General features: G+C 51.0%; 25 protein-coding genes. 13 read left to right on the top strand and 12 right to left on the bottom strand.

Annotated elements, in window-relative coordinates; genetic code table 11:
- Positions 1-71: 71 nt before the first annotated feature.
- Positions 72-905 carry an RHS repeat protein gene (locus tag EHT25_RS25990; protein WP_124878105.1) on the top strand — a complete coding sequence of 278 codons (834 nt, stop codon included), beginning with the start codon at positions 72-74 and terminating at the stop codon, positions 903-905.
- Positions 906-908: 3 nt separating this feature from the next.
- Here EHT25_RS25990 and EHT25_RS25985 read toward each other — a convergent pair whose 3' ends face one another.
- A complete protein-coding gene (locus tag EHT25_RS25985) occupies positions 909-1,775 on the bottom strand; it encodes a mechanosensitive ion channel family protein (protein WP_124878104.1) in 867 nt (288 codons plus the stop codon).
- 82 nt (positions 1,776-1,857) lie between these two features.
- The gene (locus EHT25_RS25980; protein ID WP_124878103.1) at positions 1,858-2,856 is read right to left on the bottom strand and encodes a glycosyltransferase family 9 protein; all 999 of its coding nucleotides are present in this window, start codon (positions 2,854-2,856) and stop codon (positions 1,858-1,860) included.
- Positions 2,857-3,185: 329 nt separating this feature from the next.
- Between EHT25_RS25980 and EHT25_RS25975 the strand changes: the two genes are divergently transcribed.
- Genes EHT25_RS25975 through EHT25_RS25965 form a run of 3 tightly spaced genes read left to right on the top strand, consistent with a single transcriptional unit; the run spans position 3,186 to position 6,589 of the window.
- On the top strand, positions 3,186-3,512 hold the full coding sequence (locus EHT25_RS25975) for a PadR family transcriptional regulator (protein WP_124878102.1): 327 nt from the start codon (positions 3,186-3,188) through the stop codon (positions 3,510-3,512).
- Positions 3,509-6,226: an ABC transporter permease gene (locus tag EHT25_RS25970; protein WP_221622335.1), complete on the top strand. Its 2,718-nt coding sequence runs from the start codon at positions 3,509-3,511 to the stop codon at positions 6,224-6,226. Before EHT25_RS25975 ends, EHT25_RS25970 begins: the two co-directional genes overlap by 4 nt.
- Positions 6,227-6,241: 15 nt before the next feature.
- Complete coding sequence (locus EHT25_RS25965; protein WP_124878101.1) at positions 6,242-6,589, top strand: hypothetical protein; 348 nt, start codon at positions 6,242-6,244, stop codon at positions 6,587-6,589.
- A gap of 44 nt (positions 6,590-6,633) precedes the next feature.
- Here the strand turns inward: EHT25_RS25965 and EHT25_RS25960 are convergent, their stop codons facing one another.
- On the bottom strand, positions 6,634-7,254 hold the full coding sequence (locus EHT25_RS25960; protein WP_124878100.1) for a hypothetical protein: 621 nt from the start codon (positions 7,252-7,254) through the stop codon (positions 6,634-6,636).
- A 123-nt stretch (positions 7,255-7,377) separates the two neighbouring features.
- Between EHT25_RS25960 and EHT25_RS25955 the strand changes: the two genes are divergently transcribed.
- The 5 genes from EHT25_RS25955 (at position 7,378) to EHT25_RS25935 (ending at position 12,650) form a co-directional block, all read left to right on the top strand.
- Positions 7,378-8,625 carry a M16 family metallopeptidase gene (locus EHT25_RS25955; RefSeq protein ID WP_124878099.1) on the top strand — a complete coding sequence of 416 codons (1,248 nt, stop codon included), beginning with the start codon at positions 7,378-7,380 and terminating at the stop codon, positions 8,623-8,625.
- A 137-nt stretch (positions 8,626-8,762) separates the two neighbouring features.
- Complete coding sequence (locus tag EHT25_RS25950) at positions 8,763-9,428, top strand: O-methyltransferase (protein WP_124878098.1); 666 nt, start codon at positions 8,763-8,765, stop codon at positions 9,426-9,428.
- 6 nt (positions 9,429-9,434) lie between these two features.
- Positions 9,435-11,732 carry a LysM peptidoglycan-binding domain-containing protein gene (locus EHT25_RS25945; protein WP_124878097.1) on the top strand — a complete coding sequence of 766 codons (2,298 nt, stop codon included), beginning with the start codon at positions 9,435-9,437 and terminating at the stop codon, positions 11,730-11,732.
- 12 nt (positions 11,733-11,744) lie between these two features.
- Positions 11,745-12,308: a DUF3109 family protein gene (locus EHT25_RS25940; protein WP_124878096.1), complete on the top strand. Its 564-nt coding sequence runs from the start codon at positions 11,745-11,747 to the stop codon at positions 12,306-12,308.
- Between the two features lie 15 nt (positions 12,309-12,323).
- Positions 12,324-12,650: an MGMT family protein gene (locus tag EHT25_RS25935; RefSeq protein WP_124878095.1), complete on the top strand. Its 327-nt coding sequence runs from the start codon at positions 12,324-12,326 to the stop codon at positions 12,648-12,650.
- Between the two features lie 8 nt (positions 12,651-12,658).
- Here the strand turns inward: EHT25_RS25935 and EHT25_RS25930 are convergent, their stop codons facing one another.
- The 4 genes from EHT25_RS25930 to EHT25_RS25915 all read right to left on the bottom strand — a co-directional run bounded on the left by EHT25_RS25930 (position 12,659) and on the right by EHT25_RS25915 (position 15,873).
- Positions 12,659-13,138: a response regulator gene (locus EHT25_RS25930; protein ID WP_124878094.1), complete on the bottom strand. Its 480-nt coding sequence runs from the start codon at positions 13,136-13,138 to the stop codon at positions 12,659-12,661.
- A 198-nt stretch (positions 13,139-13,336) separates the two neighbouring features.
- Entirely contained in the window at positions 13,337-14,137 is an 801-nt protein-coding gene (gene mtgA / locus EHT25_RS25925) for a monofunctional biosynthetic peptidoglycan transglycosylase (RefSeq protein WP_124878093.1), read from the bottom strand.
- 77 nt (positions 14,138-14,214) lie between these two features.
- Positions 14,215-15,363, bottom strand: coding sequence for a radical SAM family heme chaperone HemW (hemW, locus tag EHT25_RS25920; protein ID WP_124878092.1), 1,149 nt, complete (start codon positions 15,361-15,363; stop codon positions 14,215-14,217).
- A gap of 57 nt (positions 15,364-15,420) precedes the next feature.
- A complete protein-coding gene (locus EHT25_RS25915) occupies positions 15,421-15,873 on the bottom strand; it encodes a GNAT family N-acetyltransferase (protein WP_124878091.1) in 453 nt (150 codons plus the stop codon).
- Positions 15,874-16,221: 348 nt separating this feature from the next.
- Here EHT25_RS25915 and EHT25_RS32800 point away from each other — a divergent pair, with 348 nt between their 5' ends.
- On the top strand, positions 16,222-16,632 hold the full coding sequence (locus EHT25_RS32800; RefSeq protein WP_185731492.1) for a DoxX family protein: 411 nt from the start codon (positions 16,222-16,224) through the stop codon (positions 16,630-16,632).
- On the opposite strand, the gene EHT25_RS25905 is transcribed toward EHT25_RS32800, so the two are convergent.
- From EHT25_RS25905 to EHT25_RS25895, 3 genes are all read right to left on the bottom strand, one after another.
- The gene (locus EHT25_RS25905; RefSeq protein WP_185731491.1) at positions 16,629-17,429 is read right to left on the bottom strand and encodes a PhzF family protein; all 801 of its coding nucleotides are present in this window, start codon (positions 17,427-17,429) and stop codon (positions 16,629-16,631) included. The two genes, EHT25_RS32800 and EHT25_RS25905, sit on opposite strands and share 4 nt — an antisense overlap.
- A gap of 15 nt (positions 17,430-17,444) precedes the next feature.
- On the bottom strand, positions 17,445-18,131 hold the full coding sequence (gene hxpB / locus EHT25_RS25900; RefSeq protein WP_124878089.1) for a hexitol phosphatase HxpB: 687 nt from the start codon (positions 18,129-18,131) through the stop codon (positions 17,445-17,447).
- Positions 18,132-18,267: 136 nt separating this feature from the next.
- Entirely contained in the window at positions 18,268-18,555 is a 288-nt protein-coding gene (locus EHT25_RS25895; protein WP_124878088.1) for a YciI family protein, read from the bottom strand.
- A 133-nt stretch (positions 18,556-18,688) separates the two neighbouring features.
- On the opposite strand from EHT25_RS25895, the gene EHT25_RS25890 reads away from it, so the two are divergent.
- The 3 genes from EHT25_RS25890 to EHT25_RS25880 all read left to right on the top strand — a co-directional run bounded on the left by EHT25_RS25890 (position 18,689) and on the right by EHT25_RS25880 (position 22,964).
- On the top strand, positions 18,689-21,178 hold the full coding sequence (locus EHT25_RS25890; RefSeq protein ID WP_124878087.1) for a S9 family peptidase: 2,490 nt from the start codon (positions 18,689-18,691) through the stop codon (positions 21,176-21,178).
- Positions 21,179-21,283: 105 nt separating this feature from the next.
- Complete coding sequence (locus EHT25_RS25885; RefSeq protein WP_124878086.1) at positions 21,284-22,507, top strand: lipase family protein; 1,224 nt, start codon at positions 21,284-21,286, stop codon at positions 22,505-22,507.
- 127 nt (positions 22,508-22,634) lie between these two features.
- Positions 22,635-22,964: a hypothetical protein gene (locus tag EHT25_RS25880; protein WP_124878085.1), complete on the top strand. Its 330-nt coding sequence runs from the start codon at positions 22,635-22,637 to the stop codon at positions 22,962-22,964.
- 99 nt (positions 22,965-23,063) lie between these two features.
- Here EHT25_RS25880 and EHT25_RS25875 read toward each other — a convergent pair whose 3' ends face one another.
- Positions 23,064-24,197 carry an endo-1,4-beta-xylanase gene (locus EHT25_RS25875; RefSeq protein ID WP_124878084.1) on the bottom strand — a complete coding sequence of 378 codons (1,134 nt, stop codon included), beginning with the start codon at positions 24,195-24,197 and terminating at the stop codon, positions 23,064-23,066.
- Between the two features lie 151 nt (positions 24,198-24,348).
- On the bottom strand, positions 24,349-25,527 hold the full coding sequence (locus tag EHT25_RS25870; RefSeq protein WP_124878083.1) for an aldose epimerase family protein: 1,179 nt from the start codon (positions 25,525-25,527) through the stop codon (positions 24,349-24,351).
- Positions 25,528-25,593 lie beyond the last annotated feature (66 nt).

Raw genomic sequence — 25,593 nt, 5'->3', positions numbered from 1 at the left:
GTTCAGAGTGGCTTTTTTTACGGGCATAGTTTTTGCAATCGACTTGTAAACCCAATCAATACCCCAGCGTTATGCAGAAAAAGTCCCATTTTGTCTTATTCCTCAGCTTTTTAGCCGGATTGGTGCTTGCGCAGCCGGCACTTGCCCAAAATCGACTCAAGAAAATCACTTATACCGACGGAACAACCCGCCAGTTTTTTTACGATGCCGCCGGAAAATTAACCAAAGAAGAACTCACCCGCGAAAAAACCGCTATCAGCCAGATTCAGCACGGCTACAGCCCCGCCGGGAAACTGACTTCCTATTCGATGCGGTATCAGTCGCCCGATGCGCCCTGGAATTACGGGTATGCGGAATACTACAATTACGGTCCGACGGGTCAGTTGAATTCAAAAGAGCGCTATGTGCTTCGCAAAGGGCTCTCGGTAGACCAGCCCGAAAAATCACTTTTTTTCTCGGATTCCCTGATGTACAATGCCACCGGCCAGATTGTGGGTCGTCAGCGCTACACGTATTCTCCCCGGGCCGACATGGGAAGTAATTCACCGATTACACTGACGACCAATCAATACCGGTACGATACGGGTGGAAATCTGATCGAAGAAACCGTGACGACCGTTCCCTTGCAACGGAGTGCAGCTGCCTCATCGCAGACCCGCCGGATTGTGTACGAATATGACAACAAACCCAACCCCTACCGTCTGGCCGATTGCCCGATTTTTGATCAGATGAGCTGGTCGAAAAACAATTGCATCCGGGCGTCTACTTACCTGACCGGCTCCGGTGTTCAGGCCAAACCGGACGTTAGCGAATTCCGTTACGTCTACGATAATAACCTGCCCGTCCGTCGGGTGCAGGCCAGCAACTCGACGGTTCTGGAGCAATACGAATACGAAAAATACTGATTATTAGTCGGTTGACTCTCCGGCTCTTTTTTTCAGATCGTAGGTGTGGGCAGGAAACACCATCAGCACATCGTTCTCGTCGAACGCTTTTTTCACGGCTTTGATGGCTTCGCTGAGTGCTTTGGTGGCGTCGACTTTGGAGGGCTCAATCCAGAACCAGACCAGAAACTGGATCATTTCGAGCGAAACGCCTTTGTAGTGCATTTCAACCGGTTTGTCTTTTCGAATAAACGGCAGCGCTTTCACGGCACTGATCGCGACCTGCTGCGCCTTGCTTAAATCATCAAGGTGCGAAACGCCTGCCGTAAGCTCGATCCGCCGTTGACCCGACCGTGAAAAGTTAATGATGGGTTTCTGAAAAACGTCCTTACTGGGAATCTCAATGGTTTGCCCTGCCGAATTATCGAGCACAATCGAACGGAGTTTGATACTGACCACTTTCCCCTGAAAACCGTTCGTGTTCACCACATCGCCAACTTCGATGGGCCGCTGGAGGGCAATGATCGTCCCCGAAATGAAGTTGGCCGTCAGATCCTGAAACGCAAAACCGATCGCCAGCGCCAGCACTCCGGCACCGGCCAGCAACGACGCTACGGTTTTTTCCAACCCCAAAACGTCCAGCGCAATGAACACGCCAAGCGTCATGATGGCCAATTGCGCCACCGTTCCGGTCAGGTTGATGAGCGATACATTATCACTAAACCGGTGGAAACCCCGCACCACCAACCGCCGAAAATACCGGGAAACTACATTGAACAACAAGATGACCAGCAGCGCCACCGCCAGATTCGGCAGTGAAACGACGGCGGTTTTCACCCACCCTTCCAGGCGCTCGAAAATGAGTCGCACGACTTCTCCTACATTCAGCATAGGCGCAAAATACAACAATTGTTACTGTCTCAGCAGCAATGGCTATGTTTCAAAAGTAAGTCCGGTGTAAAAAATCAAGGCGTTACTTCGGCAGGATTTCCAGTAGTTGCGCCGTCCGAATTCCGTGGGCACACTGAAAATGCCCCAACGGACAGGCTTTGCGCCCGTGCAAACCGCAGGGCCGACAGTCGAGTAATTCTTCGATCTCAACCACATGAGCCTCATCGGCCAGCGGACCAAAGCCAAACTGCGGAATCGTCGAGCAGAAAATGGCGGTTGTGGGCGCATTCACCGCCGACGCCAGGTGCATCGGGGCGGAGTCGTTGACGTAGTTCATTTGTGCCCCTTTCATCAAAACCGCCGATTCCAGAAATGACAGCTTTCCCGATAGATTCACCACGCGGTCGCTATTCACGATTTGACGGATTCGTTCAGCAGCTTCCGAATCGGCCGGTGCACCCAGCAGGTAAACCGTCAACTGCTCCGGAATCTGTTGCAGAAAATCGACCCATTTTTCTTCCGGATATTGCTTGGTAAACCAGACCGAAGTGGGTGCAACACAGATGTAGGGTTTGGTCTGGTACGGTTTGATCCGGATGCTGTCTTGCGTCGATGGATAGAGTTTGGGGTTCAGTGCAGTGCGGTTGGTAAAACCGCTCACCAGTTCTGTATTGCGGTTTATTTCGTGAATATCGGGCGCAATCCGGTGTTCGATACGGTGGGTAAAAAACCGGGAAAACGGATTTTTGCTAAACCCGATTGTTTCGGTCGCTCCCGACAGGGCGGTCAACAATCCCGTGGCCCCAAAGCGCTGCAAATTGATCACTTTATCATAATGACGCGGTCGAATCACCCGAATCAATCGAAGCAAATCCTTGTACTTACCGTTCTTTTTATCCCAGATCAGTATTTCATTCAGATGCGGGTGGTTTTTCAGCAAGCTTTCATTGCCTTTTCGGAGCAAAAAGTCGATGGTGGCGTCCGGAAAATGAAAATGGAGTTTTTCCACCAGCGAAGTGGCCAGAATGACATCGCCGATGAAAGCGGTTTGGACAATCAAAAACCGGTGTGGGTGGTTCATTTAGCAAGTTTCTGGACAGCTTTACAACTCAACAAGTTAATCAATTCAATAGTAGATAAAAAAAACATCGACTCCAAAAGCCCGCAACGCTATTCTAACCTGAAGTCTATCTTTTATCGAAAAACCGGGCGGTTTTGTTCCGGTAACCAATCACTTTATTCTGGGCATTTCATTCCAAACCGGCTGTCCATTACTGAACAAACGCTGTCCGTTTCTGGACACTGTAGTGTCGTTTGACGAACAAAAACCGGCTCGGTTTGGTCGGGAAGACGGTATTGTAATTTTGGCAAGGCATTTGTTTAGCAAATAACAAGAAAATAAAAACAACGATGGGTCGACCGTATCTGGGCGAATTTGAAGAACTGGTATTACTGACCGTTGCGGTGCTGGACGGCGGGGCTTACGGCGTCACGATTGCGGCTGAACTCAAGCAGCGCACCGACCGGATCATCAGCCTGAGCGGAGTACACATTGCCCTGTATCGGCTGGAGGAAAAAGGGTTCGTCAAATCGGAATTAGGAGGAGCTACGGCCGCCCGCGGAGGTCGGCGGAAGCGGTTATTCGGCATTACGGCCGCTGGCAAACAAACGCTGGGCGAAATGCGGCAGGTGCGCAACGAACTCTGGGATTCCATTCCAACCCCTTCCTGGTCGTGAACAGCAATCCGCACCCACCGGCCTGGGCCGATCGTTTGCTGAAAGGCTTCTGCCCGCCTTATCTGCTCGAAGAACTGCTGGGCGATCTGCACGAGCAGTTCGAGGATCACGTTCAGCAAGTCGGTGAATCAAAAGCCCGGCGGTTGTACGTCCTGGAAGTCATCCGATTCTGCCGACCGTATTTTCTGAAACGCCGGGCCGCCCACCTGACCAAACCGGTTTTAAAAACCGCTCAACCCTTTGCATCAACTCGCGATCAACCACCTCATTTTCTCCATCCCGACATGCTCCGTAATTACTTAAAAATCGCCTTTCGCAACCTCTGGAAAAGCAAGGGGTATGCCGCCATCAACGTCGTTGGGCTTTCGGTGGCGTTTTGCATCTGCGTCTTTTTGTTTCTGACCGCTTATCTCCAGTTAACCTACGACTCCTTTCACAAAGATGGCGACCGGATTTTCCAGACCTATTATTTCTCGAATGACCCGGAAAGACCCACCCGAAGTGGAACCATGCCCTTGCCATTGCTGCCTGCCTTAAAAGCCGATTATCCCGAGCTGGAAGCGGCAACCCGGGTCATTGCCGGTCGTAAAAGCCTGGTGGAAGTGAAGGGGAATTATTTCGATAAACTGGTGGTGCAGACCGATGCCGATTTTCTGAAAATCTTTTCTTTTCCGCTAATCCGGGGAAACCGGGCCATTGCACTGCGAGATTTGAGCAGTATCGTCATCAGTGAAAACATGGCGACTGCGTTATTTGGCACCGAAAATCCGATGGGCAAACCCATTGAGGTCGGCAACGATGCGGATAAAAGACAGTATGTTGTAACCGGCGTTATAGGTGACGCACCCAACAACTCGACCATTCAGTACGACGCGTTGGTTCGCCCCGAAAGCTGGCCCGGCTATCAGACCGGGAAAGACGCTTGGGCTTCGAATTCACATGCGGTTTATCTCAAATTACCGCCCCAGATCAACAAAGCAACCTTCGAAAACCGCTTAAAACCGTTCGTTCAAAAGTACTTCCGCGGTAGACTGGACGAACTCCAAAAGAAGGGAGCCAAACCAGATCAGCAGGGCGATGTATTTGCGGTGCGGTTGCAGCATCTTTCCGATATTCATTTCGACCGGGAAATAAGCAGCGGACGGGGCGCGCCCATTGCGCTGGTTTACACGATCCTGGCGATTGCTTTTTTTATTCTGCTGATCGCCTGTATCAACTTTATCAACCTAAGTATCGCCCGGTCGTTCACCCGCGCCCGGGAGATTGGGGTTCGGAAATCGTTGGGGGCGCTTAAAAACCAGCTTTTCGTCCAGATTTGGGGCGAATCAACCCTGCTCTGTCTGGTCGGATTTGGGGTTGGCCTGGTGCTCACCATTCTGCTTCTGCCCCGGTTCAACGCTACTTTCGACGCCAGGCTTAATCTGGATTACATGCTGCAACCCGGTTTTATCGGCCTGATCCTAAGCATATTCCTACTCGTTACGCTGGTAGCCGGAGGGTATCCGGCCTGGCAAATGTCCAAATTCAATGCGGTGGAAGTACTGAAAGGGAAACTATCCATGAAACGACCGGGCATCCTGCGCAACTCACTGATCGTTACCCAATTCGCGATGTCAGCCCTGTTGGCGTGTTGCACCATTATTGCGGCCCAGCAGGTCGATTACCTCCGCGCCCGACCACTCGGTTTTCAGAAGGATCAGGTCATCAGCATTCCCGTAGGCACGCAGGTGAATGGCCGGCAGGTACTCGGACGCTTGCGCAATAAACTGGTTAACGATCCGTCGGTGCTGGCTGTAACCGGCACGAACGTCAACATTGGACGGGGAATGGATCGGGTCAGCTCCCGATCGACGTCCGGTTATACCTACAAAGGCAAAGATGTTACGTCAGATTGGCTGCTGGTCGATTACGATTACCTTAAAACCTTGAATATTAGACCCCTGTCTGGTCGCGATTTTGACCGGGCTTATTCGACCGATTCGCTGAAAAGTGTGATCATCACGGAAAGTCTGGCGAAAATGATGGGCGAAAAGAACCCGGTTGGTCTGTTGCTCGGTGATGATGCCGATTCTACAGATTCCAAACTTCGGATCATTGGGGTCATTCCGGATTTCCATTTGTATTCGCTGGCCGACCAGGCCAGGCCGATTACGATGCACATTTCCAATTCGGAACCCATTCACTACATTTTCGTCCGGGTTACCCCGCAGAGTCTGGCGGGTTCGATGGAGAAGCTGAAAGCCATCTGGCAGGAAGTGGCCCCCCAATCCGAATTTATTGGTTCGTTTATGGACGCCAATGTCGACGCGTGGTACCAAAATGAGGAGCAAATGGCCAAAATCTGTAGTCTGGCGTCCGGAATTGCCATTTTATTGTCCTGCCTGGGATTATTCGCCGTCGCGATGATGGTAATCGAGCAGCGCACGAAAGAAATCGGTATCCGGAAAGTGATGGGTGCCAGCATTCCAAACATCATTGTGGTGCTGTCGCGCGATTTTGTCAAACTGGTAGTAATTGCCCTGCTGGTTGCCATTCCGATTGCCTGGTTTTTGATGAATACGTGGCTGGATAATTACCTGGAGCGGATTCAGATCAGCTTCTGGGTATTCGCCGGAGTTGGTTTATCCGCCATCCTGATCGCCCTGGCGACGGTCAGTTTTCAAACCATTAAAGCTGCGCTGGTGAATCCGGTGAAGAGTTTACGCAGTGAATAAACAAGCCGTTAATCCATGAAAACCATCCTACTTTTCTTCCTGCTCATCATCGCCCCCGCTGCGATGGCCCATACCGTGTTGGAAACCCGGGTAGTCGATAACGGAACCACGCTCTCGATCCGGATTAATGGACATCGAGACGGCCGAAAAATCCAGTTCGACCGAACGTTTGATGTCTCCAGGAAGAACATTCTGGAAAAAGACTTGATCAAATACCGCGCCTTTCAGTCGGTTGGTTTGATGCTGCCTGTCAGCGAAATGCCAGGATTGATCGGATCCATTGTGGGTATACTTGTTTTCACCGGAACGGTTTTGGTGATGCGGTTTCGTCGAATAAAACCGGGCCTACAAAACCCAATTTAAAATTTTCCAGCCCACGGTTTGAACCGTGGGCTGATAAAACCAACTCATCGTCCTTTCAATATGTATTGAACCGAAGCGACTGCCTGAACCGGTTTTCGGCCATAACCCGGAATATACATATCCGGATTGTTCAGATCCGGTTTTTCAAACAGAAATCGGTTAGCCAGAACGCCCAAATCCAGCGTGAAACGTGGCAGTATGTTGACTTTAACTCCGGCCGTAATACCCGCACTGAGTGAATATTGTTCGTTTTTTCCCTCACCTACCAAAGGCGGGCAGGGGCCGATGAAACACTTTATTACTGTTGTCGATTTTTCAGCCTGTTGAAGGTAACCAGCCGTTAGATGAGTGCCCAAAAACAGGCGTAATTGCCCGGTTTTATTCAGAAAAGTTCTTGCACCTATTCGCAGGTAAGCCCCGCCACCTGTTCCTTCCCAATATCGGGAGCTAAAATCATTTTTATCCTTGGCGTAAAAACCGGGCAGCGTGTAGCCACCATGCCCATAAAATTCAAGCACACCCTTCCCGGTTAGCGAGGCATTCAGTTCGATTGTTCGGTTAGCCAATGGTACTGCGTTGAGACCGATCCGAAAGGTATTTGATTGAGCGATCAACTCATCACTCTGAATCAATATTCCGACTAACAGGAGAGCGATTGTCTTCATCGTTGTATTGTGATGAACTATTCTTTGACTAAATTTAGTTCTTTATTCTATACCTGCAACTCCACCAAACCGCCGGTATTGATTGTCATCAGACCCCGTGATGCAAAACAGGGTTGGAAACGAATGGAAGATTACGAAGTTTATACGTTACCGAACGGAATCCGGATTGTTCATAAACAAGTACCGCATACCCAAATTGCCCATTGTGGCATCATGCTCGACATCGGGAGCCGCGACGAACTCCCCCAGCAGGAAGGCCTGGCCCACTTCTGGGAACACATGGCGTTTAAGGGCACCAAAAAGCGTAAATCCTTTCACATCATCAACCGGCTCGAAACCGTCGGGGGCGAATTGAACGCGTACACCACCAAAGAAAAAGTCTGCTTTCACGCGTCGGTTTTGGGCCTGCATTTCGAAAAAGCGACGGAGCTACTGGCCGATATTGCATTTCACTCGGTGTTTCCTGAAAAGCAGATCGAGAAAGAACGCAGCGTGATTCTGGAAGAAATGGCGATGTATTACGACTCGCCGGAAGACGCGCTGCAGGACGATTTCGATCAGGTGGTTTTTAAAAACCACCCGCTGGGCGGCAACATCCTCGGTACGCCCGAAACCGTAAAGTCTTTTACGCGCGAACAACTTCAGCAGTTTATCGGCGAGAATCTGAACACCGAACAGGTGGTTTTTTCGTCGGTGAGCAACATGCCGTTCCGCAAAGTCAAAAAGATTGCGTCTAAATATTTGAGTGACGTTCCGCACCGGACGTCGGAACGGAAACGGCTGGCGCCCGACAATTACGAACCGCAACGCGTAACGGTTGAGCGACCCATTACGCAGGCGCAGTGCGCCATCGGTCGCCCTTCGTATGCGCTGACGGATTCGCGCCGGTTGCCGTTTTTCATGCTGGTCAACCTCCTCGGCGGGCCGGGCATGAACTCGCGGCTGAACATGAATCTGCGTGAAAAATACGGACTGGTTTATTCCGTTGAAGCCAGTTACACCCCGTTTTTGGACACCGGTTTTCTGGGTATTTACTTCGGAACTGATCAGAAACACCTCGATCGCAGCAACGTCCTCATTAGCCGCGAACTCAAAATGCTGCGCGAAAAAACCCTCACGAAACTCCAGCTCCACAACACCAAAGAGCAGTTGATGGGGCAGTTGGCGATGTCGGAAGAAAGCAACCAGAGCTTCATGCTCACGATGGCAAAAAGCATTCTCGATACCGGCAAACTGGATTCGCTGGAAGAAATTTTCAACGAAATCCGTCAGGTCGACGCCGGTTTACTGCAGGATCTGGCCAACGAAATGTTCGACGAAAACCACCTGAGCCACCTGACATTTGTGCCGGAACCGGACGAGGACGAATAACGTCATTCCTTCCTTTTCGTAAACTTTCGCCGGAACAATTATAAAATAGTCCCGACTCATTCCCGTTAACAGAATAGTCGTATTTTTACATAACCACCGGTTTCATTTTCATCTGCCTAAATCCACAGTAACCAGGCATGGATTTTTTGCCACCTGACATTTCAGCTTATTCAGAAGCGCATACCTCGCCCGAAAGCGAACTGCTGCGCCAGCTCAACCGCAACACCCGCGCCCGGATGCTCTATCCCCGGATGTTGTCGGGCCACTTGCAGGGACGAGTCCTCTCGATGCTCTCCCGGATGCTTCGTCCCCGCCGGATTCTCGAAATCGGCACGTTTACCGGTTATTCCGCCCTCTGTCTAGCCGAAGGTCTGACTGACGACGGCGTGTTGATTACCATCGAAAAAGACGACGAACTCGAAACCTTCGCCCGCTCCTACTGGAACCAGTCACCGGTGGGCCATCTCATCGATTTGCGACTGGGAATCGCTACCGAATTAATCCCCGAAATTGACGGTCCGTTCGACCTGGTGTTCATCGACGCCGACAAAGAAAATTATAGTTTGTATTACGACCTGGTTTTCAACAAAGTGCGAACCGGTGGCATTATTTTAGCTGATAATGTATTGTGGAGCGGGAAGGTCGTGCGACCGATTGGGAACGGACGAACCGCAGCCGAACGACGGGCCGACAAAGACACGCAAGCTGTGCTTGATTTTAACCGCAAAGTCAGTGAAGATCCGCGCGTCGAACAGGTTTTGATGCCTGTTCGGGACGGATTAATGATGATTTACAAACGATAACAGCGTATGAAAAAGAAACTATTAACTCTGTCACTCTTTCTTTTCGTCACCCATTTTCCCCTCTTTGCCGGCGATCCCCCGGTTGCGATCGACGTGCCGGAATCCATTCAGTTTGCCGATCTGAACGTGCGCTTCGACGAAAGTGCGCGCCGGATTATCCGACAGGATATAACCTCGCTCATTCAGTCCAACAAGAAATACTGGGAAGCCAAACTCGACCGTGTCGTGCTGTATTTCCCGCTGATCGAGTCGATTTTGGCGGAGGAAGAAGTGCCCATCGATCTGAAATATTTAGCCGTTCAGGAAAGCTCGCTGACGCCCGATGCGGTTTCGGCTTCGGTCGCCGTGGGCTACTGGCAGTTCAAGAAAGAAACCGCTACCGACCACGGCATGCGCGTCGATGACGAAGTGGACGAGCGCAAAAGTATTGTAGCCTCTACGCACGGTGCAGCCCGGTATTTCAAGCGGAACAATACGGTTTACAACAACTGGGTCACCTCACTCTATTCGTATTACCTCGGCACCACCGGTGTGAGCAAACTGATTCCGGCGGAATGGTCCTACGCCAAAGAAATCACACTGGACGACAAAACCGATCGGTACATTCTCCGGTTTTTTGCCCACAAATTTGCCTTCGAAAGTGTGCTGCCGACCTACCGAACCGCCAATCCGATTGCGCTGGTCGAATATCCGTATGGCAGTGGAAAAACCGTCGCTCAGGTTTCGCAGGATTTGAAAATCAGCGATGTAGAGATTCGTAAATACAACCGCTGGATTCTGGGCGACAACATTCCGGACGATAAGGAATACGTGCTGGCCATTCCGGCCACAAGCGAACAGGCAGCTTCCCTGCGGAAACAGCTGCAACGAACCCAACTGGTGAGTCAGGCCAAAGCCCCGGCTGCGGCCAAATTCGACACCGGTTTTCCGGTGTTGCGCAAGGTCAATTATTCCAAGGGAAAACCGGATGTTGTGCTGTACGAAATTAACGGTTTGCCCGGTATTCAGGCACTGGCGGGCGACAATGCCTCCACGCTGGCTAGTAAAGCCCGCATCAGCTTGTCGAGTTTTTTGCGCTACAACGACATGAGTGACCGCGATCCGGTTACAGAAAATGAAGTCTATTACCTGGCCAAGAAAATGCGGAAAGCGGTTGTTCCCCGCCATACGGTTCAGGCGGGCGAATCCACCCAGAGCATTTCGCAGATGTACGGCATCCGGCTGAAAAAGCTGTTGCGCTACAACCGCATGGATCGAACGGATCGCTTACAGGTGGGTCGGGTGATGTGGCTGCGCGAACGTCGTCCGGGCAATAAAGCCGTCGAAATCATCAAAATGCCAACTACGCCCGCGCCTTCTTCGCGACCCATTGCGGGCCAGCCTACAACAACGGACAGCCAGTTGAGCCAGTCAACGAATACGACTCGCCCGGCCAACACTATTCCAAGGAATGCATCGGAGCGAAAAATGTATTCGCCGAAACTGGTCGAATCAAAAGATTCACCGGCCTCTGCGCCTTCGGCTCAGCCAGAGTCACGCGTTGCTACAGCCGCTCCGGCAACCAGTCAACCCATTGACAATCCGACCAGTACCGTAACCAATACGCCGGTTTCGGCGGAACCCGTGAGCGCTCCAACGGTGACTTCGCAAAGCTCCGGCAATACGCAACGGGTGGTGATTGTCCGCCCGGAAAATTCAAATTCGCCCAAATCCGATTGGGATGCAACACCGATGCGAACCAGTTCCGGTACGTCAACGGCCTCGGCGAGACGCCCCAACGAACGCAAACCGGTCGACGCAGGTCAGACTTCCGCACCTGTGACCGCCAGTGCCAGACGTCCGGTAACCGAGTCGCGGGAAGAACCAACCCCAGTCCCCGCTGTTAGCCGTTCCACCCCGGCCGCTACGACGACCCGGTCCAACGGTTCAGGCACCCGCTCGTTTACGCATAAAGTAGAATCAGGCCAAACGTATTACAGCATTTCCCGGCTTTATAATGTGACTGTCGATGAGGTACTCCAATGGAACCGACTGACCCAGAACGATAAACTGGCGGTTGGACAATCGCTCATCATCAAAGGCGAGGGCGGTGAAGTTTCCAGGAGCCCATCCGGTTCGTCGGGCAGTGCCTCCCCAGACCCACAGGTTTCGGAGGAAATTGTTTACCACACGGTGCAGAAGGGCGAAACCATGTTCGGTATTTCCCGAAAATATGGCGTTACGGTTGATCAGATTCAGAACTGGAACCAGCTTTCGGGCGGTGGTGTCAACGTGGGCCAGCAGTTGAAAATCATTAAGAAATAAGGTTCAGAACCGATGATACTCATTGATAATACCTGCATCAGCGACGATGTTGCTGAAAAGTTTTTCGTTTGCAATCTGGAAAAATGCAAGGGTGCCTGTTGCGTTGAAGGTGATCTGGGGGCACCACTGGAAAAATCGGAATTACCGATTCTGGATGAAATTTACCCGTTGGTGAAACCATATCTGATGCCCGAAGGCGTAAAGGCCATCGAGAAACACGGTTTATACGAATCCGACGAAGATGGTGGTTTTGTAACAACGACCATCGAAGGGCGCGAATGTGTGTTTGCAAACTACGACAACCGTGGTATTCTGAAGTGCGGCATCGAAGCGGCTTATAACGACGGAAAAGTTGATTTCAAGAAACCCATTTCGTGCCACCTCTACCCCATTCGAATCACGAAATACGACAGTTTTCACGCCCTCAATTACGACCGCTGGCCCATTTGCAGCCCGGCCTGTGACTTTGGCGAGCAACTGGGCGTTGAAGTGTACAAGTTTCTGAAAGAACCGCTGATCCGCATGTACGGCCAGGCCTGGTATGGCGAGCTTGTCAGGGAAATAGAGGAAAAGTAAACGGCCCCGGCGGTCATGGAACAGCGCGATTATTTTGAAGATGTCTACGACGTAGTTCGGCTCATTCCTGCGGGTCGCGTAACGACCTACGGCGCCATTGCGCGTTACCTGAGTCTACGGGCCGGAGCGCGCATGGTTGGCTGGGCGATGAATGCCGCTCATGGCCGCGATGTACCGGCCCACCGCGTGGTCAACCGCATCGGCGTTTTGTCCGGGAAGCATTTCTTTGGAAATCCAACGGCCATGCAGGATCTGTTAACCGCTGAAGGAATTGAGGTAAAAGACGATCGCGTTGTGAAGTTCTCGGAAGTGCTGTGGGATCCTGCCACCGAATTAGCCTAATCGGAATCTCAAACTAAAGTGGACCAGCGTACGCTGGGAACCTCCAGAAAACAGGCCTGCATGCTGATAACAAGGTGATTATAATCGTCCATCAGATTGGGTTTTTGCAAATAGCCATTTGCCCCCATTTGATAGGCGGTTTGCACCAGATCTTCTTCGATGGAAGTCGACAACATCACAGTTGGAATATGTTTTAACAAATCATTGGATTTGATCGCATTCAGTACTTCAATTCCGCTCATTCGGTGCATATTTACATCTAAGATAATTAATGCACACCGGGCTATTTTTTCAGCAGAATCGCTCCTACCGATCAGGCTTTCCATCAATTGCTCGCCGTCTTCGAATTGAACAATCTGGTGTTTAGCTCCCACATTTTGAAAAGCCCGATGAATAAATTGGCGGTCATCTTCATCGTCATCTACAATAAAAACAGAGATTTTTCGCTGTAGGGAGGGTGAATTTAGTAACCTGTTTGATGATGGCATTTTTGTACGATTCGGTTCAAGTTACGGACAAAATCTTATCTACCGGATATAGAAAAAGCCCGGTTTATGAGTCGATCAAAACGATATTAATCCTAAATTAAAAGAGAGGATCACTAACTTAATTGTAAGAAATGTATGCGTTACAACTATTTTTAATCCGTTTTTATTTAAATTAAAAATACAACTAAATCAACGATCTTACAAATTAGTCAGGTAATTTTGGCCACCCAGATAACGCATTTGGCGGGCAATTTGACGGGTCCGGCGTTGCGTATATGCAGACGGTTTTTTTATGGAAAACAAACGGGGATTGGGTAGTACGGCGGCAATCCGGGCAGCCTCCGTACGGCTGAGCGTTTTAGCCGAATGGCCGTAATAACGCCGGGATGCAGCTTCCACTCCGAACGTAAGCGGACCGGTTTCAGCGACGTTCAGATACACTTCCAGAATGCGTTCTTTGCCCCAGATCAGTTCGATCAGAAATGTAAAATAGACTTCGAGCCCTTTACGGATATAGCTCCGCCCATTCCACAAGAAGACGTTTTTAGCCACCTGCTGAGAAATGGTACTAGCCCCCCGTTGCCGTTTCCGGCGCTGGTTTTCTTTGATGGCGTCCTGAATTTCATCAAAATCGAAGCCCCAATGGCTCGGAAACGCCTGGTCTTCCGACGCAACAACCGCCAGCGCGGCTTCTTTGGAGAGGTCTTCGTAAGGTGTCCAGTTTTTATAAATCTTGCTGTCCTGATCTTCCGATGAAGCCTCAATCTTTCGTGAAATCATCAGCGGTGTAATCGAAACCGGGAGGTACTTCAGCAACACTACCCAGCCAAAGGATGTCAAAAATAAAACAGTGATCAGTTTGGCCACCAACCGAATGGCTCTTTCCAGCCAGGGTCGCTGGCGGATGGCAGAACCCGTACGCGGGGAGCGACCCGGGCGGGATGAAACCGAATGTGGCGGTGTTGAGCGCAAGCGATTAACGGGACGGGAAGTACTCATTAAACGCAAAACTAATGATGAATGATGAGTTATGAACGATGAATTTCATTTGCGGTCGTCAATTCATCATTTATCGTTCATAATTCATCATCCATAAACAGTTCGGCGGCCACACGGTCGGCAAAGAGCTTGCCGGCTGGAGTTAAGGTGAGTACGTGGTTTTCGAGCAAAAGCCAGCCCTGATTCTGTAGCTTTTGCAGTTCAATTCGGCGAAGCACCTGAAAATCAGCCCCTGCCAGATTGGTAAGTTCCCGGAGGTCACACCCCCATTTGGTCCGGATTCCCGTCAATAAATAATCATTGACCTGATCGGCGCGCGACAATTTTTCCACCGTTCCGGGAATTTCGCTCTTTTCAATCGCCCGGATATACTGCGAATTATTGGCAATGTTGTATTGGCGGCTCGGACCGTTGAACGAGTGCGCACTTGGACCAATGCCGAGGTAGGGCCGCCGTTTCCAGTAACTGCTGTTGTGACGCGCTTCCCGGCCCGGCTTGGCAAAATTCGAGATTTCGTACTGCTCGTAGCCGTTCTCTGCCAGCGTTTGCACCAGCTTCGTGAACTGTTCAGCCGCAAATTCATCATCAGCAGCCTGCAAACGCCCTTTTTTGTGCCAGTTACCAAAAACCGTACCGGGTTCGATGGTCAGGCAATACGCCGAAACGTGCGGCACATTCAACGCCATCGCTTTCGCCAAATCCGCCTGCCAAACTGCGTGCGTTTCGGCGGGAACACCGTAGATCAAATCAATCGTCAGATTTTCGAACCCGGTTTCCTGCGCCAGACGCACGCAGTTTTCGGCTTCGGGCGCGGAATGGGGCCGATTCATCAACCGCAAATTGGCCTCGTGAAACGACTGAATGCCAATACTTAACCGGTTTACATACTTCCGAAAAATCCGCAGTGGAACCATCGGATCAGCCTCGGGGCCGATCAGGTCGTCCGGATTAGCCTCAAGCGTTATTTCTGCATCCGGCGAAACCGTATAAAACCGGTGAATCGTTTCAAAAAGTTGATTTAATTCCTGCTCGGCGAGCAGCGACGGAGTTCCACCGCCCAGGTAAATGGTTTCGAGCCGGCGATTGGGCAGGTAATCTTTTTGCAGTTCAATTTCCCGGCAGAGCGCATCGATCAGGGCGGTTTTCTGCTTCAGACTGGTGCTAAAATGAAAGTCGCAGTAATGGCAGGCCTGTTTGCAGAAAGGAATATGGACGTAAAGATGCATTGGCGAAACTACAAATCTGGCGAAGTTCAAGTTCCCGAAGGGCCACTTCGGTATCCATTAAAGTCTCTTTTCCAGGACAATTGTCGTGTGGCTGTTGGCACTGGCGATGGTACCAATGATGTCAAAACCGGAGCGGATGTTGAGAATGAGCATGTCACGCCATTGGTTGCGGGTATGGGTCCGAATGGCCGAAAAGCCGTTGAATCGACACCAGTCATGTTGCTGGTGCATCAATTCGCCCGCGATACCCTGCCGCCGGTAATCCGGACTGACGCAGCCGAGCCAGCTGTAGAAATGGCCGGGTTTACGCTGATAACCCATTTTATACCCAACCACGGCCAGATCGTGGATAGCCAGTACCGTCAGCAGATTGCGGTTTTTCACCTCTTCAAATTCCTGAAGCAGTTCGCCGGCGGTTTGCCCGGTAAAAACACGTTGGTGTAAATGAATAATTGCCTGAAGCGTGGGTTCGGGCGGAAAACCGTTGTAAATTTCATACCGAATTTGCATGGCCCAAAGTTGGCAGAAATCCGGCTGACCTATTTATCCAACGGTCAAAAAAAATGGAGTTACGTTCGGAAAAAGTTATTTTTCAGGGCATTTTTTGCAATGCTTCCCTTTCTTTTTCCATTTTTTACAGCACTTTTTGAAGACACATTCCAGGTCACCCGCAAATGGATTCCGGTCGAATTCCTTGGGCGATTCGGTCAAAAACGAGTATTCAAACGATTTTTCAGTCAATCCGATCATGGCGCTTTCTACATTGCGACCCAAAGATATTGCTTATTTAGAACAAATCCAATCATTGTTTATTCCAAGAATAGTCTGCTCTATACTTTCATTTCCTTTGAATTTTCCATGAAATCAATTTTTACCACCTTAAACCGGTTTCGGCCCTATGCGCCTTTTCTGCTCCGACTGGCGTTTGGCTACCAGCTTATCGACGCAGCCGGGCATACGGCCCTCCACCCCACTGAGGGGATTACGGCCTATGGTAACTGGCTAAAAGATTTGGGGTTTCCGCTTCCGCTGGTCAGCGCGACCTTCTCGGCTTACGCGGAGTTTCTGGGCGGTATTCTGATGATTATCGGGCTTTGGACGCGCTGGGCGGCTTTTTTTCTGCTGATCAATTTTGTGTTTGCCGTTCTGATCGGGCATGTCGCCATCAACGACACCTACAAAAATGCACTCCCCGCCATTAATCTGCTGGCGATGAGTGTCTTTCTGCTTCTAAACGGTCCCGGAAAACCGTCTTTCGATGAACGTTAGAGTTCGAATTCGCCGGTCAGATACAGCTTCACCTGCCCACCAATTTCAACCCGCTCATGCAGTAATTTACACTTCAAAAAACCGCCCCGCTTCGAGATCTGACGCGCCGTGAGTTCGGTTTTACCCAACTTTTCGGCCCAATACGGAATAAGCGTTGTATGGGCAGAACCCGTCACCGGATCTTCGTCGATGCCCGATTGTGGACCAAAAAACCGCGAAACAAAGTCAATCGGGGCATTTCCGGGAGCTGTCACGATGATGCCCCGCGCCGGAATCGTCGCCAGTTCCCGGAAGTCGGGCTGCATGTCCCGGATCTGCTGTTCGTTCTCGAAAACAATCAGATAGTCGGTTTTTCCCTTCAACACCTCGATCGGTTTGAGACCGCCCAAACTGGTTTCCAACGCCGGTGGCTGAATGGCAATGTGCGTGGAATCCGTCGGGAAATCCAGAATCAGCCAATCCTCTTCGCGCCGAACCTTCAAAATACCGCTTCGGGAATCAAAGGAAAGTGTCTCGCCTTCTTCGGTTTTTTCCAGAAAAAACACCACGTAAGCCGACGCCAGCGTAGCGTGTCCGCACAGATCGACCTCCACCGTGGGTGTAAACCAGCGAATGTGATACAACCCCTGTTCGCGGTCGACGGGGACGTAAAAGGCAGTTTCGGCCAGGTTGTTTTCAGCCGCAATGGTCTGCATGGTTTCGTCGGGCAACCATTCGGTCAGCGGACAAACTGCGGCCGGATTACCGCCAAAAAGCTGGTCGGTAAACGCGTCAAGTTGATAAAAGCGGATAGGCATAGTGAGTTTAGGATTTCAGCGGATTGTCGTACTTATGGATAACTGAGTTTCTAATTCCGTCAGTTTCTGTTGATTAAACTGCGTTATTGACGAAATTTTTAGCGTAGCGATGTTGAACTTGGGGTCGTCGAATTCGTAATCGGCCGGAACAGCTACCGTGAGCATGTCGGCCGCATGGGCCGATTTCAGTCCGTTTCCGGAATCTTCAAAGGCGACACAAACTGTTGGTTCAACACCCAGTTTGCGGGCGGTTCCCAGATACACATCCGGATGCGGTTTATTCCGTTTTTCGAGCGTGGCCGAATGCCAGAGCGTGAAATAGGACTGGATATTCAGCCGATCGATCACGGCTTCGATCAGGTGCATGGGCGAGGCCGACGCAATCGCCATCGGAATCCCCCGCTGCCGAAACAGGTCCAGAATTTCCGGTACGCCCGGCATCGGCCCCGCGTGTTTACCGATCTGGTCGTAAGCGCCCTGAATAATTTCCGCGCCTACGTCTTCAATACTGCGATTGTGCCACGGATGCTTCTCATACCAATACCGTACAACCGCGTCAGTCGGTAAACCGGTCGTTCGTTTGCACATCTCGTCGTCCATTTCCAGGCCAACCGTTCGAAATACGTCAATCTCAACTTCCCGCCAATACGGCTCCGAATCGACCAGAAGGCCGTCCATGTCAAATATTGCTGCCTGAATCATTCGTTTTTCTGCGGCATTCGGTATCCGGTTTTTAGTTTACGGCAGGCTGACGCGCTCTTAAATAACGAATTTTGAATACTGAATTTCGAAATGCGTCAGCCACCGAAAACTGTAAACCGTATACCGTCCACCTATTTTAAACCTCCGCCTGTTTAAACGGCTTAATATCAATTCGTTCCCAAACTTTTCCGGTAATGTACACTTCCGACTTCAGCCAGTCGTTCAGTTGCTCGGTTGTGGTAAAATCCAGGAGCATCATCGAACCGATCATCTTTCCGTCGGGATCGAGTAACGCACCACCAAGGATAAACTGGCCCGCTGCTTTCAGTTGGCGGGCTCCTTCGAAGTGCTTCGGACGAACGGCCAGGCGTCGGTCCATGGCCTGATCGTCGGTAAAATCGTAAGCGTGAAGAACGTACAGCATAATTTTTCAATAATACAACAAAAAATAATACCAAAGTGCGGCTAATCAACGCTTGTTTTTGTCCAAATCTAATCCTTTTCCCATTTTCTCGCTAATTTCATCTTTTAAAACCGTGCTAGCCTCACATTCATCAATGAAACAACTATTCATCGGCCTGGGTTGCCTGCTGATTGTCAGCGCAACAGCCCAAACGCCGACCCCGCCCCCCTCCCAACTCACCGTTGAAAAAATCATGCAGGACCCGAAAAGCTGGATCGGAACCTCGCCTTCGGGAATCTTTTGGGCGGAAGATTCCAAAACGATTTACTTCAACTGGAATCCGGTTCAGGCCAAAGGCGATTCGTTGTATAAAATTGTACTTTCCGGCGACCGTAAGCCCGTGAAGGTCAGCCCGGCAGAACGGCAAAAACTATCTCCAGCCACGGGCGGAAGCTACAACCGGGCGCATACCCTGAAACTTTACGAAAAAGACGGCGATTTGTTTCTGCTCGATACCAAACCAGGCAAAACCGGTAGTTTTACCGTACGGCAGCTCACCAATACCGTTGAGCGGGAAAGCAACCCAGTTTTTAGCGGGGATGAGCAGCGGGTGGTTTTCGTCCGGGCGAATAATCTGTTCACGCTTTCGCTGGCCAACGGCGAATTGACGCAGGTAACCAATCTTGATTCCGGAACCAAAAAAGTAACTCCTAAAACCAACGACCAGGAAGCCTGGCTCAAACGCGACCAACTGGCGCTGTTCGACGTGCTGAAAGAGCGGAAAGCCAAAAAGGACGAGGGGGAGAAAATCACCAAAACCGATCAGCCCAAACGCCCGAAACAATTTTATACCGATGGCCGGACCGTCCAGAATCCGCAGCTTAGCCCCGACGGCCGGTTTGTAACGTTTTCGTTGCTGAAATCGGCGCAGGGTGCTAAAACCGCCATTGTGCCGAGCTACGTGACCGAATCCGGTTTTACGGAAGACCTCACCGCCCGTACCAAAGTGGGCGCGCCTTTTTCCAGTTCGGAATTTTATGTCTATGACATTCAGCGCGATACCATTCAGGCCGTTTCGACCAAAACCATTCCGGGTATCACCGATTCGCCGGATTACGCCAAAACCGCCCCCGTTCCGGCTTCCGTTCCCGATGGAACGATAAAACGAGGTCCTTCGGCGGGTGAAATCACGGCCGATACCACCAGGAAAGTAACCAAGCCGGCTAATCGGGCCGTGACGATTTCCGGCCCGATCTGGTCGGAAGACGGGAAAAATGCCGTGGTCACGATCCGTTCCTTCGACAACAAAGACCGCTGGATCATGCTGCTCGACCCGGCTACCCGCCAATTGAAACTCCTCGACCGCCAGCGCGACGAAGCCTGGGTGAGCGGTTTTGGTCCTCAGTCGGGGACGAGTGGTTTTCTGGCGGATCACCAGACCTTCTATTTCCTTTCCGAAGCCGACGGTTATTCCCACGTGTATACTGTCAACGTGGCAACGGGCGAAAAGAAACAGTTGACAAAGGGGAAGTTTGAAGTTCAGCAGATTCAGTTGTCGAAAGACAAAAATTATTTTTACCTGACGACCAACGAGGTACATCCCGGCGAACAGCATTTTTACCGGATGGCCGTCACCGGTGGAGAGCGCACCAAACTCACAACGATGACCGGTGCCAATGATGTAACGCTTTCGCCGGACGAAACGCAACTGGCCGTTCGCTATTCGTATAGCAACAAACCGTGGGAGCTGGTTTTAATGAACCGCCGGGCGGCCCCGAATGAACCATTAACAATGAATACCGGTAAGAAGAAAGCTATTGTTTCGACAACTCCGGTTCAGCTAACGCAATCGTTAACCCCAGAATTTCAGGCGTATCCCTGGCGCGATCCGGCCATTGTTACGATTCCGGCGCGCGACGGACAGACTATTTACGGCCGGCTTTTCAAACCCGCCAAACCGAATGGCAAAGCGGTTCTGTTTGTCCACGGTGCCGGTTATCTGCAAAATGCCCACAAATGGTGGAGCCAGTATTTCCGGGAATACATGTTTCATAACCTGCTGGCCGACAAGGGCTATACGGTTTTGGACGTCGATTACCGGGCCAGTGCGGGCTACGGCCGCGACTGGCGAACGGGCATTTACCGGCACATGGGCGGCAAGGATTTGACCGACAACATCGATGCGGTTCAGTGGCTGGTGAAAGAACACGGTGTCGATGCCAAACGGATCGGTTTGTACGGCGGTTCGTACGGCGGTTTTATTACGCTTATGGCCATGTTTACGACGCCCGAGGTGTTTGCCGCCGGGGCTGCGCTGCGACCGGTAACCGACTGGGCGGCTTATAACCACGGCTACACCGCCAACATCCTGAACGAGCCTTACACCGACACGCTGGCTTACCGGCGCAGTTCGCCGATTTATTTCGCCAACGGCCTGAAAGGGCATTTGCTCATCTGCCACGGCATGGTGGACGTGAACGTTCATTATCAGGACGTTGTGCGGCTGACGCAGCGGCTGATCGAGTTGCGAAAGGAAAATTGGGAAGTAGCATCCTATCCGCTTGAAGACCACGGTTTTGTCGAACCGACCAGTTGGATGGACGAATACAAACGGATATTAAAATTATTTGAAGAACGGCTTTAACCGACACGAACTAAGCCCTTTTCAACGTTGTTAACTATACGGGCGTTTCCGGACCGGAAACGCCCGTTCTTCTACCCTGTTTCTACATAATCTTACCTTTTTCGAATGACGATCAATCGCAAGGAGTTTCTACTGTCACTTCTCCTGGCCGTTACGGTCCTGTTTTCCGGCTGTGATACCGCCAATAAGGGAACGGACGACCCAAAGCCGGAACCTGATACCTACCTGGTTAGTAGCGATGAAGAAGCTTCGCTTACCAAAACACAGTTAGCCGCTCAAATTGGCCAGCAGTTTCCGGCCCAATACCAGAATCTCGTTGCGGTCTTGCTGAAATACGACGTAAAAGTTTATAAACTGGTGTATAACACCAAGTTGCCCGACGGGACAGCGACCAAAGCGTCGGGAGCGATTCTGGTTCCGACATCGACAACCACTATGCCAGCGGTTCCAATGCTCAGCCAGCAGCACGGTACGATTCTGAGCGATACCGACGCACCGTCGAACTTCGGTCCCAACAGTGAAGCGGCTTTTGGCGGCACCCTGTTTGCATCAATTGGCTTCATCATGGTTTGCCCGGATTACATCGGTTACGGCGAATCGAAAGCCATTCCGCACACGTACGAACACCGCGAATCACTGGCAACGGCTTCGCTGGATATGCTTCGGGCGGCCAAAGAGTTTGTGAAAGCCAAATCGATCAAGTGGGATAACCGGCTGTTTCTCAGCGGTTATTCGGAGGGCGGTTTTGCCACGATGTCGTTACAGAAAAAAATTGAAGAAGAGTTTCCGACCGAATTTACGCTGACGGCTTCGAGCATGGGCGCCGGGGCTTATCACAAATCGGCCTTCATGAATTACATCATCAACCAGAAAACCCACGGCATTGCCGCTTACAATCGCCTGTATTTGTGGACGATGATTACGTACAACAACCTGTATAAGCTGAACAAACCGATGAGTTATTACCTGAAAGAACCGTATGCCACGCAGGCCACGCAAAACGGGTACAACGTCACGATCAATACCAGCATCAGTGATATTTTTACCGACAGCTTTAAAAAAGCGGTGAACGACGGTACCGATACCGGTTTTTTGAACGCCATCAAAGACAACGATGTGTACGACTGGAAGCCTAAAACGCCGACTTATCTGTACCACGGAAAATCGGATAACCTGGTGTTCTTTTTCAATACGCAGGATGCTTACGACGCCATGCGGAAACGGGGCGCAACCAACGTCGAGATAAAACCGATTGAGGGAAAAGATCACTCCACGGCTATCATGGATTATTTATTAGGCACGTATGCCTATTTCACAAGTATCCTGTAATCAACCGGTTACACAATCGATTGAACAGAAAATCCTCCCCCGGCGGGAGGATTTTCTGTTTTTATCCCAACAATTCACGATCCACACGGTTTATAGAAGTAGAAACAAAACATTACCAACCAATATCATGAAAAAATTGTGGATTGCCGCTCTGCTGGCCACATTCGGGTTTACAGCAAATGCGCAGACAGTGAAAGAGGAAGCGAAAGAAACCGCGCACCATGCAGGTCAAACCGTAAAAAAAGCGGCTGATGAAGTAGGTGATGAAACCCGCGAAACATCGCAGGAAGTAAAGCAGAAGGCAAAAAAAGCCGGAAAAAAAGTAAAAAAAGCAGCTGACGATGCGGGCGATGAAGTCCGCGAAACCGCGAAAGAAACGAAGCAGGAAGCCCGCGAAGCCAAACGCAAAACCGGGAAGAAAGTAGAAAAAGCGGGTGAGAAGATGCAGGAGAATTAGAAAAGGGAAAAAAGGAGGAGGGGAAGAAAGGAAGAAAGGTCGAACGCAGCTCAAATTTGCTGTTCTCCTTCTCCTTTCCTCCCCTCCTCCTTTTTTCCTTTATTTTTTTCCCGTCATCTTCCTGATGAACGTCGTTTCGGCGGCAATGTAGGGTTGTCCGTTTTCACGGAAAATATCGTGGAACCAGACCGGCGGCTCGGCCGTGTACTGTTTCTGCCACGAATCCCACGGATAAATGGTGTTCGATTTGCCGGACACAAATCCCCAGTTAATCATACCCACGTGCTCGGTTTTGGCAATCGGCAACGAGCCTTCAAATGTGCTTCCCGCCGGACGAGCCATGTATTCCGTACAGATCAGCGGGCGACCGAACTTCTTGAGTTCATTGACGCGCTTCTGAAATTCGGCGGGCGGACCGTAGTTGTGGAACGTGATCACGTCGGAATTCTGCACCAGAAACTTGTTCATCTCATCCATTTTTTCGAGCGACGACCAGTCGCCTTTCCAGGGGCCGGACGTAATGGGCTGCGTCGGTTTCGCTTCGCGCGCCCAGCCAAAACCGGCTTTCACCAGTTCAACGCCCAATTGCGCTTTGTTTGGCAGTTCGGTTTTGATTTTGCCGTTTTTGCCGTAGCTGTTGCTATTTTCGTTGTCCGGTTCATTGACGATATCCCAGGCCAGAATCCGCTTGTCGGCCCGGAAGGTGCCCACCACATCTTTCACGTAGCTCCGCAGGCTTTCCCATTTGGTTTTGTCACTCAGAATGGCCGCACCGGGGCCCTGCACCCAGCCCGAATTATGCCGACCCAAAACCGGGGCGTGTTGCTTGCCCAGCTTGGGTTGCGGGTCCCAGCACGAATCGAACAGCACGAGCATCGGCCGGATTTTGTGTTTGGCGCACAACGCCAGAAATTGGTCGATGCGGTTTTTGAACCCTTTGGCGTCCTGCCGCCACACCATGTCGTGCAGAAAAACCCGCATCGTATTCATGCCCAGGCTTTCGGCGTAGCCCAGTTCCTTGTCGATTCGTTTCGGGTCGAAGCTCTGGGCCTGCCACATTTCCAGTTGATTGATGGCGCTGGCGGGCAGAAAGTTGCTTCCTACCAGCCACGGCTGGCTTTTGTACCAGTCGTTGGCCTGCTTCGGCGTCCACTGCTGCGCGATGGCCCAAAAAGACGACGCACTCAGCAAAACCGCCAACGTAAGCCGTCGAACTAATCGAAGTTGATTCATAAGTGATTGTTCAAAAATTTTATAGAGAATTGGGGGTTGCAACACAGGGTTGATCAGAGGATATCAGGGTTGATCAGGGGAAATTTTAGTAAAAAAAACTCTGATCAACCCTGATATCCTCTGATCAACCCTGTGTTACAACTCAACTAACTTACTTCACCGAAAACCGGTATTCCGTCGTGGTTTTGTAGGTTTCGCCCGGTTTCAGAACCGTTGTTGGGAACTTCGGCTGGTTTGGCGAATCGGGGAAATGTTGCGTTTCCAGGCAGAACGCGTTGCGTTTTTCGTACGGTTTTCCCGCTTTGCCGGTGCGTTTGCCGTTCAGGAAGTTACCGCCGTAGAACTGCACGCCCGGTTCGGTGGTCAGCACATCCATTGAGATACCGGTTTTGGGTGAAGTCACCGTCGCAATCACCCGCGGTTCAGCAGTCTGGCCACCGTTCAGTACGAAATTGTGATCAAAACCGCCCCCGTTTTTCATCTGCTGATCGTCCGAATCCTGCCGATCCCCAATGGCCACCGGTTTCCGCAAATCGAAGGGGGTTCCATCGACCTTCGCCAGTTCGCCCGTCGGAATCAGCGTGGCATCCACCGGCGTGTAGCGATCGGCCTTGATTTCCACGAGGTGGTCGGCCACCGAGCCCGAGCCTTCGCCGTTCAAATTGAAGTAAGCGTGATTGGTCAGATTGACAACGGTTGCCTTGTCGGTAGTCGCCTGGTAATCAATCCGGATTCCGTTATCGTCTGTCAGTGTATACGTTACGTCGACGTTTAACGTACCCGGGTAATTTTCTTCTCCATCCGGCGAGGTGTAGTGGAGTTTCAGCACATTGTTACCCGCTGGCGTCGCATCCCACATTTTGGCGTTGAAGCCTTTTTTGCCGCCGTGCAGCGAGTTGGGGCCGTTGTTGGTCGCCAGTTTATACGTTTTTCCGTCCAGCTTAAATTCCCCTTTGCCAATCCGGTTTCCGTAGCGACCCACCAGCGTTCCGAAGAACGACTCGTTCGCCAGGTAATCGTCGATGCTGCTGTGCCCCAGGTTCACATCCACCAGTTTACCGGTTTTATCCGGCACCAGAATGCTGACGATGCGTCCGCCGTAATTCGTAATGGCGACCTTCATGCCTTTGGAATTGGTCAACACGTATAAATCGTTCTTTTTGCCATCAACGTCTTTCTGAAAACGCGAACGCTCCGGCAAACCGCTCACTGAATCGGCGGTCACTGTACTTGTACTATCCGACATGGTTGAAGATTCTGCTTTGTTTTGGGAGTTATTACAGCCGACCAGCAAGCCCAGCAGGACGGCGGAGAGAAAGTATTGTTTCATAAAAAAGTATTGTAGGATTGGGTTTATAAAACCCGGGTCCGTTCGGTGCGTCAAATCCGAAAGCCG

The sequence above is a fragment of the Larkinella rosea genome, from assembly GCF_003858635.1.
Taxonomy (GTDB): Bacteria; Bacteroidota; Bacteroidia; order Cytophagales; family Spirosomataceae; genus Larkinella; species Larkinella rosea.
This window is presented reverse-complemented; position numbering and strand designations above follow the sequence as displayed.